Source organism: Pseudomonas sp. NY15435 (genome assembly GCF_048068295.1).
Lineage (GTDB): Bacteria > Pseudomonadota > Gammaproteobacteria > Pseudomonadales > Pseudomonadaceae > Pseudomonas.
This window is the reverse complement of the sequence record NZ_JBLUQA010000006.1, coordinates 85,120-100,961: the sequence shown is the minus strand read 5'-3', so window position 1 is coordinate 100,961 and position 15,842 is coordinate 85,120. Positions and strand designations below refer to the sequence as shown.

Below are 15,842 nucleotides of genomic sequence, written 5' to 3'. Positions count from 1 at the left end.
GCGGTCCGCCGAAAAATAGCCGGGGAGTTTACCTGACTACAGCCTGATGCGTCACGCCGCGCCGGACGGTCAGGCATGAAAAAGGGCGACCGAAGTCGCCCTTTTCTGGTGCGCCAACCTTATTCGGTCAGCTTGAACGTGATGAAGCTCGCACGCCCCTGACGCAGCACGCGCATGGAGATCGAACGATCCTTCGGAAGCGCCTTGGCGATTTCGCTGAAGGTTTTCGAGGAATCCACCGCACGGTTGTTCAGATGGGTAATGACGTCACCCGGACGCAGGCCAATCATGGCCGCCGGCCCGCCTTGCACTTCCTTGATGACCACGCCGCCCTTGATATCCAGGGACTTGCGCTGCTCAGCGGTCAGCTCCGCCACGGTCACGCCCATGCGGTTGCTGCTGCGCTCGGCACCCTTGCCCTCGACGGCGGCGACGGCATCGTCGTCGTCCGGCAGGCTGCCGATGGTCAGGCTCAGGGTCTGGCGCTTGTTATCGCGGATGACTTCCAGACTCGCCTTGTCGCCCGGCTTCATGTTGCCCACCAGGTGCGGCAGATCAGCGGATTCATTGATGGTCTGGCCGTTCAGGCTCAGGATCACGTCCCCCACCTGCAGGCCGCCCTTGGCTGCCGGGCCGTCTTCCACCAGTTGCGCGACCAGCGCACCGGCCGGCTTGTCGAGACCGAAGGATTCAGCCAGGTCCTTGTTCACTTCCTGGATCACCACACCCAGCCAGCCGCGATTGACCTTGCCGCCAGCCTTGAGCTGATCGGCGACGTTCAACGCCACATCGATCGGGATCGCGAACGAAAGGCCCATGAAGCCGCCGGAGCGGGTGAAGATCTGCGAGTTGATACCCACCACTTCGCCCTGCAGGTTCAGCAGCGGACCACCGGAGTTGCCCGGGTTGATCGCCACGTCGGTCTGGATGAACGGTACGTAGTTCTCGTTCGGCAGGCTGCGGCCCTTGGCGCTGACGATGCCAGCAGTCACCGAGTGGTCGAAGCCGAACGGCGAACCGATGGCCAGCACCCACTCACCGACCTTCAGCTTGTCGGAATCGCCCAGCTTGAGCGTGGGCAGGCCCTTGGCATCGATCTTCAGCACGGCCACGTCGCTGCGCGGGTCGGCACCGACCAGCTTGGCCTTGTGCTCGCTGCGATCCGACAGGCGCACGAGGATTTCGTCGGCGTCGGCCACTACGTGGTTGTTGGTGAGGATGTAGCCATCATCGGAAATGATGAAGCCCGAACCCAGGGACTGGGCCTCGCGCTGCTGGCCACGGGGAGCCTGCCCCTGACCGCCCTGACCACGGGGAATGCTGCGCTCGAAGAATTCGCGCAGGCCCGGCGGCAGGCCGTCGAGATCCGGAATGCCCATCTGCGCGTTGGAGCGGTCGGGAAGTTTCTGGGTGGTACTGATGTTGACCACCGCCGGCGAGGCCTTCTCGACCAGCGGAGTGAAATCCGGTAGTTCAGCCCGCGCGGTGACCGACAGGCTCAGGGCCAGCAGGGCGACCAGCGCAGCCATGCTGCGTTTCAGGGTTTGCATTGACTACAGCTCCCGTGATGTTGATTGGGAAGATCACTAAACAGGGCCGGGCGGCCCACCGACCAGCGCACGCAGCACAACCGGTTGCATCGCCGGATCATCCGTATGGCGTCGCGTGTAGTGACGCACGAGCAGCCAGACCAGCAGGAAACCCGCCAGACCAGCCACGATGATGAGAGGTTCTCCCAGATCGAGGCGCGCCGCCAGTAGCGCAAGTGCGAACATCCCGATCAATGGGAAGAGATAGAAAAGCAGGGAGCTTCTCAGCAGAAGATCGTCGTCTACCTCCAGCACGACTTCTTCGCCGGGCGACAACTCCAACGAAGACAGGACGCGCATCTGGCCGCGCCCTCGCACAATGCCCAGTCGTTCCAGAAGACCCTGGCCACAACCGGCGCTGGCAGAACATTCCGAGCAGGTGGAGCGGCGCAGCGTTTCGACCTGGACAGTTCCAGACTCGATCGCAATCACCCTCCCCCACTCTTGGATCACTGTGGCTGGGCCCCCGTTGGCCGCATGGACAATGCCACGCGCTCGGCCGTGCCACTGGGTATCTCACCGACCACGGTCACCATGGTGCCGCCGTCGTCACTGGCGAACCGCCTCGACACCACGGTGGTCGGCCCCAACTGGGTGCGGGCATCGTCGACCTTCGCGCCGTGCAGCGGCTCCAGGAACACCGAGAAGCGCGCCAGTCCGTCGCCATAGGCGAGGCACAGAACCTGATCATTGGAGACCGGGCTGCGTTCCTGCAAGGTGCTGTTCAAGGTGAAACCTGGCGGTACCCATTCGGAATGCCAGTTGGTCTTCACCTCGGCGACCTTGGTTTCCTTCACCGGTTTGCAGGCCGCGCTCGGCTGCAGCTCACCGTCTTCAGGCGCCGCCATGTCGATACGGGTGAACTGCAGGCGCTCGATGATCTGGCCCTTGTCGTTGAGCAGCAGGGACTTGAGCGGCAGGCCGGTTTCCTTGTCCAGGTGCAGTTCGAAACCGTAGCGATGCTGGTCACGCGGAATTACCGCGAGCACCACCGCCGGGCGGTCGGCAATGCGCGACTCGCCAGCGACGCGAACGTCGTAGTATGCGGACAGCTCGGTTGGATTGAGCTTGCGTGCCGGCCACATCTCGCCGGTCGACACCTGGCCCGACATCCCACCACCTACGCACTGGGTGGCGCCATCGACGCGCACCACTTCCTGGCGCGGCCCATCGACCTGAACCAGATGCTCACGCACCGAACCGTCGCTCTCCACACGATGCCAGACATCGTGGGTGGAGAAGGCTCCGCTGCGTTCGTAGATGAAGGTGCCCTGGAAATTCTGCTTCTGGTCAGCCTCGGAGAGGCGTTTGACCCAGTCCAACGCATCGGCGGCCTGGACTGGCAATGCCAGCAGGCCACCGAGGAAGAACAACAGTGCTGTTGTCGCGCGCATGTCGCTCCTTAAGGTCGCAAATCAGCGGCTTTCCAGGCTCGCGGCGCGTGCGTAAGGCAGGGCGCTGTCGGTGCCGCTGACGGCGGACTGCTGCGCGTGTTGACGCAGGTAACCCGGAAGACGCTGCTCATGCCAGGTGGTCTGCCCGCCCTGGGCATTGGTGATCACCTGCGGCGCCTCGTCCTGAGTGTAGCCTGCCAGTACCGCCGGGCCTTGCACTTGCGGCAGGGCGATCTGCGGAGTGGCGCCTTGCTGGGCAAGGCCGTTGGCAACACTGTCATCCTGGTGGTACATGCGCACACCCGCCAGCACGGCCAGGGTCACCGAGGCGGCGACAGCCAGGCGGCCGACGTTGCGCCACGGATTACGGCTGCGCGGCGCCGGTGCGACTTCATCAGCCAGCGCAGCGGACACAGCGGCGGCGATGTCCAGTTTGGGCATGGCCGGCTCGCGGTGCATCACTGCACGGGCCAGTTGGTAACGGGACCAGGTGGCCCGCAATTCGGCGTCCTCGCCGCAGGCTGCAAGCACACGCCGCAGCTCCAGCTCATCCGCTTCGTTATCCATAACAGCGGACAGCGACTCCTGCAGGGCTTCACGACTCATAGCGGTACCTCTCTTGGCTTCTGCCGCTGTATCAGACTTCATCATGCAACAAAGGCTGCAAAGCTTTGTCGATCGCTTCCCGCGCACGGAAGATCCGTGAGCGGACGGTCCCCACCGGACACTGCATCACGGTGGCGATATCTTCGTAACTCAGTCCTTCGAACTCACGCAGGGTCAAAGCCGTGCGCAAATCATCGGGCAGCTGCTGGATGGTGCGATGGACGGTTTCCTCGATCTCATCCCGCAGCATGGCTCTTTCCGGCGACTCGATGTCCTTCAGGGCATGATCGCCGTCGAAGAACTCCGCATCCTCTGCCGTGACATCGCTGTCCGGCGGCCGCCGACCGCGCGCAACCAGATGGTTCTTCGCGGTGTTGATGGCGATACGGTACAGCCAGGTATAAAAGGCACTGTCACCCCGGAAGTTGCCCAAGGCGCGGTACGCCTTGATGAATGCTTCCTGTGCAACATCCTGGGCTTCCTGGGCGTCGTGCACGAATCGCACGATGAGCCCCAGAATCTTGTGCTGATACTTCAGCACCAGCAGGTCAAATGCCCGTTTATCTCCGCGCTGTACCCGTTCAACCAGTTGCTGATCCGTTTCCTGGGTTAGCATGAATGCTCCTCTACAAGCCTGGAGGAGCTTCGAGCACCCTGGTGAATCGTCCTGCCAAGATAGACTCGGGTCTTTTGCAAAAGTTCTCCCCTCCAAGCGTACGCCGCACAGTTTTTTCACATTTGCGGCAACCGGACCCCGACATGCGTCCGAAGCCCGTCAAATTCAACTGTACCGGGCGGAACACCCGCTCCCCTTCCGCGCAATGTCAATCTGCGCGAAAAGTGGATTGGGTATTCCGAGTTCGAACCGGATCTCCTGAAAAAGTTCCGGTGATTTGCCGTGATCCTTCAACGACTTCGATGACACCCTGGCGCCCGCCAGACCAGCTTGAGCGGGGGAGAATGCCTCCCGCCCTGCGACTGCCGTCCCGCTGTACGCGTCTTCGGTGTCATCGGTTCGCCAGTATTGTGCCGTGCCCCCCTTCTATATACTAGGGCGCCATTTTGTGGAGCCGGGTATGAGTCAGCATTTCCAGCACGATGTCCTAGTGATCGGCAGCGGGGCCGCCGGCCTGACGCTGGCTTTGACGCTGCCCTCGCACCTGAAGATCGCCGTGCTGAGCAAGGGCGAACTGTCCCAGGGCTCCACCTTCTGGGCCCAGGGCGGCGTCGCCGCCGTGCTGGATGACACCGATACCGTCGAGTCCCATGTCGAGGACACCCTGGTCGCCGGCGCCGGCCTGTGCCGCGAAGACGCAGTGAAGTTCACCGTCGAGCATAGCCGCGAGGCCATCCAGTGGCTGATCAAACAGGGCGTGCCCTTTACCCGAGACCACGAGCCGGGACGTGAGGACGGCGGCTTCGAATTCCACCTGACCCGCGAGGGCGGCCACAGCCATCGCCGGATCATCCACGCCGCTGACGCTACCGGCGCCGCGATCTTCAACGCCCTGCTGGAACAGGCCCGGCAGCGGCCGAACATCGAACTGCTGTCGCAACGGGTCGCCGTCGACCTGATCACCGAGCAGAAACTGGGGATGGACGGCCAGCGCTGTCTCGGCGCCTACGTGCTGGACCGTTCCACCGGCGAAGTCGACACCTTCAGCGCGCGCTTCACCGTGCTCGCCTCCGGCGGCGCCAGCAAGGTCTACCTCTATACCAGCAACCCCGACGGCAACTCCGGCGATGGCATCGCCATGGCCTGGCGCGCGGGCTGCCGGGTCGGCAACCTGGAGTTCAACCAGTTCCACCCGACCTGCCTGTACCACCCGCAGGCCAAGAGTTTCCTGATTACCGAGGCGCTGCGCGGCGAAGGCGCCCTGCTCCGCCTGCCCAACGGCGAACGCTTCATGCCGCGTTTCCACGCCCTGGGCGAACTCGCCCCGCGCGACGTGGTGGCCCGCGCCATCGACCACGAAATGAAGCGCCTGGGTATCGACTACGTCTACCTGGACATCAGCCACAAGCCGGCCGAGTTCATCCGCGAGCATTTCCCCACCGTCTACGAGCGCTGCCTGGACTTCGGCATCGACATCACCCGCGAGCCCATCCCGGTGGTGCCGGCCGCGCATTACACCTGCGGCGGCGTAGTGGTGGATTCCCACGGCCGCACCGACGTGCCGAACCTCTATGCCATCGGCGAAACCACCTTCACCGGCCTGCACGGCGCGAACCGCATGGCCAGCAACTCGCTGCTCGAATGCTTCGTCTATGCCCGCTCCGCCGCCGCCGACATTCTTGCCGAACTGCCCAAGGCCCAGGCCCTGGTCGCGCTGCCCTGCTGGGACGCCAGCCAGGTAACCGACTCGGACGAAGACGTAATCATCGCCCACAACTGGGACGAGCTGCGGCGCTTCATGTGGGACTACGTGGGCATCGTGCGCACCAACAAACGCCTGGCGCGTGCCCAGCACCGGGTCCGCCTGCTGCTGGACGAGATCGATGAGTTCTATTCGAATTACAAGGTCAGCCGCGACCTGATCGAGCTGCGCAACCTGGCGCAGGTGGCCGAACTGATCATCAATTCCGCCATGCAGCGCCACGAGAGCCGCGGCCTGCACTACACGCTGGACTACCCGGACCTGCTGCCCGAGGCCCGCGACACTATCCTGGCGCCGCCCACCTATTGCGGCTGAAGCGCAGCCTCACGCGCAGGCGCCGGTGCAATTCCGGCGCCAGGGCATCGGCCGGAACGCAGACACTGCGAGCCAGCCAGTCACCGGAGCGACGAAAGCGCAGGACGATCAACCAAGGCAGCGCCAGGCTGTCCGGCATCAACTGCACGGATTGAAATCCCTCCCGCTCGCTCCACAACTGCCAGCCCTCGGCATTGTGGCGCAGCGCACGCACCGAAGCCGCCGTGCGCAATAGAATTCGCCCCGGCACAACCCAGCACGCATGCAGCAGGCAGAGGCTCAGGCCGAGCGTTTTCCAGTGAAGGGCAATGTCCGCGAGCAGCAGCGCCAGGACGGCGCAGGATTGCGCGGTGAGGTAGGCCGCCAGCAAACCGATGGACGGTTGCCAGCGGCATTCGAAGGGGTCACTTCGGCTGGACACGGTCCAGGATCATGCGAACGATGATGCGCAGGTCGGCATCTTCCGGCTCGCCGCGCTGCATGAACCAACCGAACATGTCCTGGTCCTCGCACTCCAGCAGCTTGCGGAAGCGCGCCTGATCCTCGGCGGGCAGACCCGGGTAGGCTTCCTGGAGAAAGGGCACCAGCAGGACGTCCAGTTCCAGCATGCCGCGGCGGCTGTGCCAGAAAAGGCGTTTGAGTTCGATTTCGTCGGTCATCTGCGGGGCACCTCGATTAACAGCGGGCGAATACGTCTTGTCGCTCGCGAAGTCGACGGACGGCGCGAGCCGAGCGGCATTATACGCATGCTCGGCTCCCCCGGCACCCGCTGACAAGGCAAGGCCTGAGCTCTATCATGAGGCCCCTAACTTTCTTCCAGCGAATCGTGATGACCGACTCTGCTTTCTATACCGAACTCAATCACGAAGGGATTCTCGCCGTCCGTGGCGCGGACGCCGCCAAATTCCTCCAGGGCCAGCTGACCTGCAACCTCAATTACCTGAACGCCGAATACTCCAGCCTCGGCGCCCGCTGCACGCCCAAGGGCCGCATGACCTCCAGCTTCCGCATCCTCGCCGAGGGCGATGGCTTCCTGCTGGCCATGGCCAACGACCTGCTGGACAGCCAGCTGGCGGACCTGAAGAAGTACGCCGTGTTCTCCAAGGCTACCCTCGCCGATGACAGTACCCAGTGGGCGCGCTACGGCCTGAGCGGCGCCGATGCGGTACTCGCCGAACTGGGCCTGAGCCTGTCCGGCGAAGCCGACCAGGTGGCGCGGGCCGACGGCCTGATCGCCATCGGCCTCGGCCAGGGCCGCGTCGAACTCTGGGTGCCGGCCGAGCGCGCCGCCGCCATTGCCGACCTGCTGCAGGCCCGCCTGCCCCACGCCGAGCTCAACGACTGGCTGCTTGGCCAGGTGCGCGCCGGCGTCGGCCAGGTGTTCGGCGCCACCCGCGAGCTGTTCATCCCGCAGATGATCAACCTGCAGGCCGTGGGCGGCGTAAGCTTCAAGAAGGGCTGCTACACCGGCCAGGAAATCGTCGCGCGCATGCAGTACCTCGGCCGCCTCAAGCGCCGCCTGCAGCGCCTGAAACTCGATGGCGCGGAACTGCCGGAGCCAGGCCGCGAGCTGTTCTCGCCGGTGCACTCCACCAGCGTCGGCGAAGTGGTACTGGCTGCCCGCGCGGCTGACGGCGTGGAGTTGCTCGCCGTGCTGCAGGATGACGCCGTCGCCGACGGCAATGTGCGCCTGGGCGAAGACCAGCCCCTGCGCCTGCTGGACCTGCCTTACGTTCTGGACAGCGACCGCGAGATCCAGCGCTGAATTTCGTGCCGGGCGGGGAGCCCGGCTTTCCCTGAAGGACACTTCATGAGCAAGCTTGCCGAAAAAGTACAACAGGAACTGCTGCGGGCCATCGACAACGATGAACTGGTGCTGCCGACGCTGCCGGAAGTCGCCCTGCGCGTCCGTGAAGCGGCGGAAGACCCGGACATCAGCATCCAGGATCTGGCCAAGGTGATCGGCAACGACGCCGCCCTGACCGCGCGCATCATCAAGGTGGTGAACAGCCCGCTGCTGCGCACCAACAAGGAAATCACCGACCTGCAGATGGCGATCAGCCGCCTGGGGATCAACTACACCTGCAACCTGGCCACTGGCCTGGCCATGGAGCAGATGTTCCAGGCCACCTCCGATGTGGTCGACCGCAAGATGCGCGAGGTGTGGAACAAGAGCACCGAGATCGCCGGCATCTGCCACGCCCTGTGCCGCCACTACACCCGCCTGGCGCCGGATCAGGCAACCCTGGCCGGCCTGGTGCACCAGATCGGCGTGCTGCCGATCCTCACCTACGCCGAGGAACACAGCGAGCTGCTGGCCGACTCCATCAGCCTCAACCACGTGATCGAGCGCATACACCCGGTCATCGGCGACCGCATCCTCAAGGCCTGGGACTTTCCGGCGCCGATCGCCGCCGTGCCGGGCCAGCACCTGGACTTCAGCCGCGACTCGGCCAAGGTCGATTATGTGGACATCGTCCAGGTCGCCACGCTGCAGAGCTACCTCGGCAGCCAGCACCCCTACACCGAGCTGGACTGGGCGACCATCCCGGCCTTCGCCAAGCTGGGCCTGGACCCGAAGGTGGATGTGAAGGAGGACGAAGACCTCTCCGCCGCCATGGAAGCGGCCATGAGCATGTTGCAGTAACCGGAAACGCCCGGAAACCCCTGCTCTTCGTAGGAGCGAGCCTGCTCGCGAACCCGCAAGGCAGCGGCGTTGCGGGAAGGCTCGGTTCGCGAGCAAGCTCGCTCCTACAGGCCACACCGAAACCCGCCCTCATCGGCGGGTTTCGCGTTTCCGGTTCAGGCGTTTTCCGCCGGGAAGGTCACCCGCACCAACAGGCCGCCCAGCTCGCCCTGACCAAGTTCGATACGCGCCCGGTGCGCACTGCATATCTCGCCGACGATGGCCAGCCCAAGGCCGGTGCCCTGCTGGCGGCGGCGGTAGAAGCGGCGGAACACCTTGTCGCGCTCTTCCGGCGGGATGCCCGGGCCGTCGTCCTCGACCTCCAGCTCCGCCGGCGAACGCACGCGGATGATCACATTGCCGTCCGCCGGTGCATGGGCGATGGCGTTATCCACCAGGTTGCTGAGCAATTCGTTGAGCAGGGTCGGATCGCCCCTCACCCAGGCCGGCTCGTCCGCCTCCAGTGCCAGCGCCACGCCGCGTGAATAGGCCAGCGGCGCCAGGGCCAGGCCGAGCTCACGCGCCAGCTGGCAGAGTTCGATGCTCTCCCCCGCACCTTCGGCGATAGCTCGCGCCCCACTTTCCACCCGCGCCAGGGATAGCAACTGGTTGGCCAGGCCGGTCACTCGGTCGGTGTTCTGCACGGCCTCGGCCAGCGTCGCGCGCCACTGCTGAGGGTCCTGCTCGCGCAGGCCCAGCTCCAGCCGCGCCTTGAGCGCCGCCAGCGGCGTACGCAGCTCATGGGAAGCCTCGGCGATGAACTGCGACTGACGGTCGAACAACCCGCGCAGGCGTACGGTGAAGTGGTTGAGCGCCGCCACCAGCGGGCGCAGTTCCTTTTGCACGCGGACTTCCGGCAGCGGGCGCAGATCGTCCGGCTGGCGCTCCTCCACCGCCTCGCGCAATCGGTCGAGCGGGCGCAGGCCGGCGCTCACGGCGTACCAGACCATCATCAGTGCGGCGATGGCCGACAGCGCGAGGTTCAGCAGGGTATCGGCGAGCAGGTTGCGCGCCAGCCGCTCCCGCGCGCCCATGGTTTCGGCGACGCGGATTTCCGCCATGCCGTTGACCGTCGGCTGGCTCACCGGCTGCAGCAGGCTGACCACCCGCACGCCCTGCCCTTCGTAGGTGGCGTCGTAGAACTTGGCCAGCGCGGGATAATCGTCGGTGCGCGGTGTAGTCGGCAGCGGCGCCGGCAGGTTCTCGTAGCCGGAGATCATTTTTCCCTGGGGGTCGATGACCTGGTAGAAGATGCGCCCGGCGCTGTCGTACTCGAAGCTATCCAGCGCCACGTACGGCACGTTGGCGCGCAGGGTGCCGTCGCTGGCATACAACCCGTCGGCGATGTCGCGGGCGGAGGCCAGCAGCGTGCGGTCATAGGCAATGTCGGCGGCATGCCGGGCGCGCCAGTAGGTGGCCGCACTGCCGATCAGCAGCAGCACCAGTAGCAGGCCGCCAAGGCGCCAGAGCAGGCGTCCGCGCAGGCTTCCCGTGCCGGGCAGCACCCAGCGCCGTTCAGCCATCCTGGGCCTCGAGCAGGTAGCCCAGGCCACGGAAGGTGACGATGCGCACCGAGTTGCCTTCGAGCTTCTTGCGCAAGCGATGGACGTAGATCTCGATGGCATCGGCGCTGGCGTCCTGATCGAGGCCGAATACCTGCGCTGCCAACTGCTCCTTGCTCATCACCCGCCCCGGCCGGGCAATCAAGGCTTCGAGCACAGCCTGCTCGCGGGAGGTCAGGTTCATCGCCTGCTCGGCCAGGGTGAAGCGCCGCGCGCCGAGGTCATAGACCAGCTCACCGCAACGTTGCTGCTGTTCGCCGCCCAGCACACTGCGGCGCAGCAGGGCCTTCACCCGCGCCTCCAGCTCGGTGAGTTCAAAGGGTTTGGCCAGGTAATCGTCGGCGCCCAGGTTCAGCCCGTGCACGCGGTCGCGCACTTCGCCGCGGGCGGTGAGCATCAGCACCGGAAGGGTCTTGCCGCGCTCGCGCAGCCGCGCCAGCACCTGGAAGCCATCCAGCCGTGGCAGGCCGACATCGAGGATCGCCAACGCATAGTCCTCGCTGGCCAGGGCCAGATCGGCGGCCACGCCGTCCTGCAGCAGGTCCACCGTCCAACCCGCGCCCTTGAGGGCCTGGGCCACGCTTTCGCCAAGTTGCGGATGGTCTTCAACCAGGAGGATTCGCACGTGGGACTACCCCTTCGGACTACAGGTTCGGGCCGGCAGTTTACCCATCCGCGCGCCGCTGTGAATGGGGGAAATTCGCTGAAATCACTGCGAAAGGAGACTGAAAGCCTGGCGAAAGCTTAGCCCGTTAGCATCGCCAACGAGCCGCCTCCCAACCCCGTTTTTTTCAGCGCCGACTGCCCAGGCGCAACGGCGGGAGCAGCGGACTCGACGACGGCGAAGACCGTCAGCAGAGCGGAAGGCGGCGTGGTGCCCTTTCGCGACAACAACAAGAACGGAGACCACAGATGCCCACCGCCCGGCCTTTGGCTGCACCGGCTTTCACCAAGCCCAGTTCCCGCTGTCTGACGCCCGCCCTGCTGGCTTTCGCCGGGGTCGCCCCACTGTGCGAAGCCGCCGGCTTCATTGAAGACAGCAGCGCCACGCTCAGCACCCAGAACATCTACTTCAACCGTGATTTCCGCGACGGCGCCGGCCAGTCCAAGCGCGAGGAGTGGGCTCAGGGTTTCATCCTCGATTTCCAGTCCGGCTACACGCCCGGCACCATCGGCGTCGGCCTCGATGCCATGGGCATGCTCGGCCTGAAGCTCGACTCTTCCCCGGACCGCACCGGCACCGGCCTGTTGCCGACCCACGATGACGGCCGCGCCGCCGACGAGTACAGCAAGCTCGGCCTGACCGCCAAGTTCAAGGCCTCCGAGACGGAGCTGAAGATCGGCAGCCTGATCCCCGACCTGCCGACCCTGCAGCCCAACGACAGCCGTCTGTTCCCGCAGACCTTCGAGGGCGGCCTGCTCAACTCTACCGACCTGCCGGGCCTGAACTTCACCGGCGGGCGTCTGGAGAAGGTCAAGGACCGCGATTCCACCGACTACACCGACCTTGCGCTGAACAACAAGAACCGCCGCTTCTCCGGCGGCAGCGCCGAGGGCAAGCACTACGACCTGGCCGGCGGCGACTACAGGTTCACCGACAACCTCACCGGCCGTTACCACTATGCGCAGCTGGACGAGGTCTACCGCCAGCACTTCGTCGGCCTGCTCGCCAGCTACCCGCTCGGCCCCGGCAAGTTCAGCGCGGATGTACGCCTGGCCATCAGCGACGACCAGGGCGAGGCGCGCGGCGGCGAGATCGATAACCGCGCCTTCAACGGCATGCTTGGCTACGCCCTGGGCGCCAACAAGTTCAGCCTCGGCTGGCAACAGATGAGCGGCGACAGCGCCTTCCCCTACATCGACGGCAGCAACCCCTACCTCGTCAACTTCGTCCAGGTCGGCGACTTCGCCGAGACCGACGAGCGCTCCTGGCAGGTCCGCCACGACTACGACTTCGCCGGCCTCGGCCTCCCCGGCCTGACCCTGATGAATCGCTACATCAGCGGCGACAATGCCAAAATCAACGGCATGGACGGTCACGGCAAGGAATGGGAGCGCAACACCGACATCAAGTACGTGATCCAGAGCGGCCCGCTCAAGGATGTGGCAGTGCGCGTACGCAACGCCACTTACCGCTCGAGCTTCGCGCGCGATGCCGACGAGACGCGTATCTACCTCAGCTACTCCCTGGCGATCTGGTAAACCGACAACAATAAGAGGAATTGCCCCATGTCCACCGTCCTGCGCAACCTGACACTCGCTGGCGCCACCCTGGTCGCCGCCAGCCAACTGATGGCCGAGCCCAAGCGCCCGGAATGCATCGCCCCGGCCTCTCCCGGCGGCGGCTTCGACCTCACCTGCAAGCTGGCGCAGAGTGCCCTGGTGGACGAGAAGCTGCTGACCAAGCCGATGCGCGTCACCTACATGCCCGGCGGCGTCGGTGCCGTGGCCTACAACGCGGTAGTCGCCCAGCGCCCGGCCGACGGCAACACCATCACCGCCTTCTCCAGCGGCTCGCTGCTGAACCTGGCCCAGGGCAAGTTCGGCCGCTTCGACGAGAACGCCGTGAAGTGGCTGGCCGCCGTGGGCACCAGCTACGGCGCCATCGCCGTGCCCAGTGACTCGCCGTACCAGAACCTCAGCGACCTGGTGGCCGCGCTCAAGGCTGATCCGGGCAAGGTAGTGATCGGCTCCGGCGGCACCGTCGGCAGCCAGGACTGGATGCAGACCGCGCTGATCGCCAAGGCGGCCGGCATCGATCCGAAGCAGCTGCGCTACGTCGCCCTGGAAGGCGGCGGCGAGATCGCCACGGCGCTGCTGGGCGGGCACATCCAGGTAGGCAGCACGGACATCTCCGACTCCATGCCGCACATCCGCGCCGGCAAGATGCGCATCCTCGCGGTGTTCTCCGAGGAGCGTCTGAAGGATGAAGGCATGGCCGATATCCCCACCGCCAAGGAGCAGGGCTTCGACATTGTCTGGCCGGTGGTGCGCGGCTTCTACGTCGGGCCAAAGGTGAGCGACGAGGACTACCAGTTCTGGAAGGCCTCCTTCGACAAGCTGCTGGCCTCGGAAGACTTCGCCAAGCTGCGCGACCAGCGCGAGCTGTTCCCCTTCGCCATGACCGGCCCGGAACTGGACGCCTACGTGAAGCAGCAGGTCGCCCAGTACAAGCAGCTGGCCCGCGAGTTCGGCCTCATCCAGTAACGCCCCGTGCGGCGCCGCCTTCAGCGAAGGCGGCGCAAGGAGACTCTCCATGTCCCGTACCAGCCTCTTCCAGCGGCTGTTCGCCGGCGCCTGGCTGTTCGCCTGCGTCGCCTTCGCCCTGATCGCCTGGCAGCTCCAGGCGCCCTTTTCCTACGAACCGGTCGGCCCGCGTGCCTACCCGCTGCTCTGCCTGGGCCTGATGGCCGCCGGCCTCGCCTGGCTGATCGTGCGGCCCACGCCGATCAAGCGCGAGGACGACGAGCCCGCACTGGAAGGCGCACTGCTGGGCAAGGTGGTGCTCTGCGTCGTCCTGCTGGCGGTCTATGCCGGCCTGTTCGAGCCGCTGGGCTTCATCCCGGCGAGCGCCCTGATCGGCACCTTCATCGCGCTGATCTACGGCGGTCGTCCGGTGGCCAGCGTCATCACCGCCACGCTGCTCGCCATCGGCCTCTACGTGCTGTTCGACCGCACTCTGGACGTCCCGCTGCCGCTGGGCATCCTCGATCCCCTGCTCTGAGGACTGAATCATGGATACGTTGAGCTACCTCGGCCAGGGCTTCGGTGTTGCCCTGAGCCCCTACAACCTGATCACCGCACTGATCGGCACCCTGATCGGCACCGTCGTCGGGCTGCTGCCGGGCCTGGGCCCGATCAACGGCGTGGCCCTGCTGATCCCGGTCGCCTTCGCCCTCGGCCTGCCGCCGGAGTCGGCGCTGATCCTGCTGGCCGCCGTGTACCTGGGCTGCGAGTACGGCGGACGGATTTCCTCGATCCTGCTGAACATCCCCGGCGAAGCCTCCACCGTGATGACCACCCTCGACGGCTACCCCATGGCCCGCAACGGCCTGGCCGGCGTGGCCCTGTCGCTGTCGGCCTGGAGCTCGTTCATCGGCGCCTTCATCGCCACCTGCGGCATGGTGCTGTTCGCCCCATTACTGGCGAAATGGGCGATCGCCTTCGGCCCGGCGGAATACTTCGTGCTGATGGTCTTCGCCATCGTCGCCCTGGGCGGCCTGGCCGGCGACCGACCGCTGAAGACACTGCTGGCGGCGCTGCTGGGGCTGTTCCTCTCCAGTGTCGGGATCGACGCCAACAGTGGCGTGTACCGCTTCACCTTCGACAACATCCACGTCTCCGACGGCATCCAGTTCGTGGTGCTGGTACTGGGTCTGTTCTCGGTCAGCGAAATCCTCCTGCTACTGGAGAAGACCCACCACGGCCACAAGATGGTCGAGGCCAGCGGGCGCATGCTGTTCAACGCCAAGGAAGCCGCCTCGGTGGCGGTAGTGAACCTGCGCTGCGGCCTGCTCGGCTTCATCATGGGCGTGCTGCCCGGCGCCGGCGCGACCCTGGCCAGCGCCGTGGCCTACATGACCGAGAAGAAGATGGCCGGTGAGTCGGGCACGTTCGGCAAGGGCGATCTGCGCGGCCTCGCAGCCCCGGAGACCGCCATCGGCGCTTCCGCCTGCGGCGCGCTGGTGCCGATGCTGACCCTCGGCGTGCCCGGCTCGGGCACCACCGCGGTGATGATCGGCGCGCTCAGCCTGTACAACATCACCCCCGGCCCGCTGCTGTTCCAGGAACAGCCGAACATCGTCTGGGGCCTGATCGCCTCGCTGTTCATCGCCAACGTCATGCTGATCATCCTCAACGTGCCGATGGTCCGGGTGTTCACCCGCATCCTCTCGGTGCCGAACTGGGCACTGGTGCCGGGCATCGCGATCATCACCGCCATCGGCGTCTATGCCGTGCACGCCACCACCTTCGACCTGTTCCTGATGGTCGCCATCGGCATCCTCGGCTACATCCTGCGCAAGCTGGACTTCCCGCTGTCGCCGCTGCTGCTGGGCTTCATCCTCGGCGGGCTGATGGAGCAGAACCTGCGCCGCGCGCTGTCCATCTCCAATGGCGAGCTGGGCATCCTCTGGTCCAGCCCCATCGCCCTTGGCACCTGGGCGCTGGTCGCGCTGATGCTCGGCCTGCCGCTCTACCGCGCCTGGCGCAAGCGCGCTCGCCGCTCCCGCGAGGCGCTGGCTGACGCCGCGTAAAAGCAACCACGCTCGCCGCGTCGAGACGCGCGGCGACTTTCAAGGCCCGCCTTCGTG

16 protein-coding genes are annotated in these 15,842 nt (G+C 65.7%); 7 read left to right on the top strand and 9 right to left on the bottom strand.

Translation table 11 applies throughout. The features are described from left to right. Window positions 1-119: 119 nt before the first annotated feature. The 5 genes from ACNFH5_RS15855 to rpoE are packed head-to-tail and all read right to left on the bottom strand — an operon-like array spanning window position 120 to window position 4,205. Window positions 120-1,550 (bottom strand): DegQ family serine endoprotease, encoded by a 1,431-nt coding sequence (locus ACNFH5_RS15855; protein ID WP_081517633.1) that lies wholly within the window; start codon window positions 1,548-1,550, stop codon window positions 120-122. A 36-nt stretch (window positions 1,551-1,586) separates the two neighbouring features. Beyond that, a complete protein-coding gene (locus ACNFH5_RS15850) occupies window positions 1,587-2,042 on the bottom strand; it encodes a SoxR reducing system RseC family protein (protein WP_416747477.1) in 456 nt (151 codons plus the stop codon). Then, the gene (locus tag ACNFH5_RS15845) at window positions 2,039-2,983 is read right to left on the bottom strand and encodes a MucB/RseB C-terminal domain-containing protein (protein ID WP_416747475.1); all 945 of its coding nucleotides are present in this window, start codon (window positions 2,981-2,983) and stop codon (window positions 2,039-2,041) included. The genes ACNFH5_RS15850 and ACNFH5_RS15845 overlap by 4 nt, the downstream gene beginning before the upstream one ends. Before the next feature lie 21 nt (window positions 2,984-3,004). Beyond that, window positions 3,005-3,589, bottom strand: coding sequence for a sigma-E factor negative regulatory protein (locus ACNFH5_RS15840; protein ID WP_045209770.1), 585 nt, complete (start codon window positions 3,587-3,589; stop codon window positions 3,005-3,007). 31 nt (window positions 3,590-3,620) lie between these two features. Beyond that, window positions 3,621-4,205, bottom strand: a complete 585-nt coding sequence (gene rpoE / locus ACNFH5_RS15835) for an RNA polymerase sigma factor RpoE (RefSeq protein WP_024765535.1) — start codon at window positions 4,203-4,205, stop codon at window positions 3,621-3,623. A gap of 460 nt (window positions 4,206-4,665) precedes the next feature. On the opposite strand from rpoE, the gene nadB reads away from it, so the two are divergent. Beyond that, on the top strand, window positions 4,666-6,282 hold the full coding sequence (nadB, locus tag ACNFH5_RS15830; RefSeq protein WP_416747471.1) for an L-aspartate oxidase: 1,617 nt from the start codon (window positions 4,666-4,668) through the stop codon (window positions 6,280-6,282). Here the strand turns inward: nadB and ACNFH5_RS15825 are convergent. Both ACNFH5_RS15825 and ACNFH5_RS15820 read right to left on the bottom strand, forming a co-directional pair. Next, window positions 6,251-6,703 carry a protein YgfX gene (locus tag ACNFH5_RS15825; protein WP_416747469.1) on the bottom strand — a complete coding sequence of 151 codons (453 nt, stop codon included), beginning with the start codon at window positions 6,701-6,703 and terminating at the stop codon, window positions 6,251-6,253. The two genes, nadB and ACNFH5_RS15825, sit on opposite strands and share 32 nt — an antisense overlap. Beyond that, window positions 6,687-6,941: a succinate dehydrogenase assembly factor 2 gene (locus tag ACNFH5_RS15820; protein WP_416747467.1), complete on the bottom strand. Its 255-nt coding sequence runs from the start codon at window positions 6,939-6,941 to the stop codon at window positions 6,687-6,689. The genes ACNFH5_RS15825 and ACNFH5_RS15820 overlap by 17 nt, the downstream gene beginning before the upstream one ends. A 170-nt stretch (window positions 6,942-7,111) precedes the next feature. Here ACNFH5_RS15820 and ACNFH5_RS15815 point away from each other — a divergent pair, with 170 nt between their 5' ends. Beyond that, window positions 7,112-8,047 (top strand): YgfZ/GcvT domain-containing protein, encoded by a 936-nt coding sequence (locus ACNFH5_RS15815; RefSeq protein WP_416747466.1) that lies wholly within the window; start codon window positions 7,112-7,114, stop codon window positions 8,045-8,047. Window positions 8,048-8,092: 45 nt separating this feature from the next. Then, the gene (locus tag ACNFH5_RS15810; RefSeq protein WP_416747464.1) at window positions 8,093-8,929 is read left to right on the top strand and encodes an HDOD domain-containing protein; all 837 of its coding nucleotides are present in this window, start codon (window positions 8,093-8,095) and stop codon (window positions 8,927-8,929) included. 155 nt (window positions 8,930-9,084) lie between these two features. On the opposite strand, the gene ACNFH5_RS15805 is transcribed toward ACNFH5_RS15810, so the two are convergent. Then, window positions 9,085-10,470: a sensor histidine kinase gene (locus ACNFH5_RS15805; RefSeq protein WP_416748074.1), complete on the bottom strand. Its 1,386-nt coding sequence runs from the start codon at window positions 10,468-10,470 to the stop codon at window positions 9,085-9,087. A gap of 13 nt (window positions 10,471-10,483) precedes the next feature. After that, window positions 10,484-11,155, bottom strand: a complete 672-nt coding sequence (locus ACNFH5_RS15800; protein WP_416747462.1) for a response regulator — start codon at window positions 11,153-11,155, stop codon at window positions 10,484-10,486. 287 nt (window positions 11,156-11,442) lie between these two features. Between ACNFH5_RS15800 and ACNFH5_RS15795 the strand changes: the two genes are divergently transcribed. The 4 genes from ACNFH5_RS15795 to ACNFH5_RS15780 are packed head-to-tail and all read left to right on the top strand — an operon-like array spanning window position 11,443 to window position 15,785. After that, a complete protein-coding gene (locus ACNFH5_RS15795) occupies window positions 11,443-12,732 on the top strand; it encodes an OprD family porin (protein ID WP_416747460.1) in 1,290 nt (429 codons plus the stop codon). Between the two features lie 27 nt (window positions 12,733-12,759). Continuing rightward, window positions 12,760-13,737: a Bug family tripartite tricarboxylate transporter substrate binding protein gene (locus ACNFH5_RS15790; RefSeq protein ID WP_416747458.1), complete on the top strand. Its 978-nt coding sequence runs from the start codon at window positions 12,760-12,762 to the stop codon at window positions 13,735-13,737. A gap of 49 nt (window positions 13,738-13,786) precedes the next feature. Beyond that, window positions 13,787-14,254, top strand: a complete 468-nt coding sequence (locus ACNFH5_RS15785) for a tripartite tricarboxylate transporter TctB family protein (protein WP_416747456.1) — start codon at window positions 13,787-13,789, stop codon at window positions 14,252-14,254. 10 nt (window positions 14,255-14,264) lie between these two features. Beyond that, entirely contained in the window at window positions 14,265-15,785 is a 1,521-nt protein-coding gene (locus ACNFH5_RS15780) for a tripartite tricarboxylate transporter permease (RefSeq protein WP_416747454.1), read from the top strand. Window positions 15,786-15,842 lie beyond the last annotated feature (57 nt).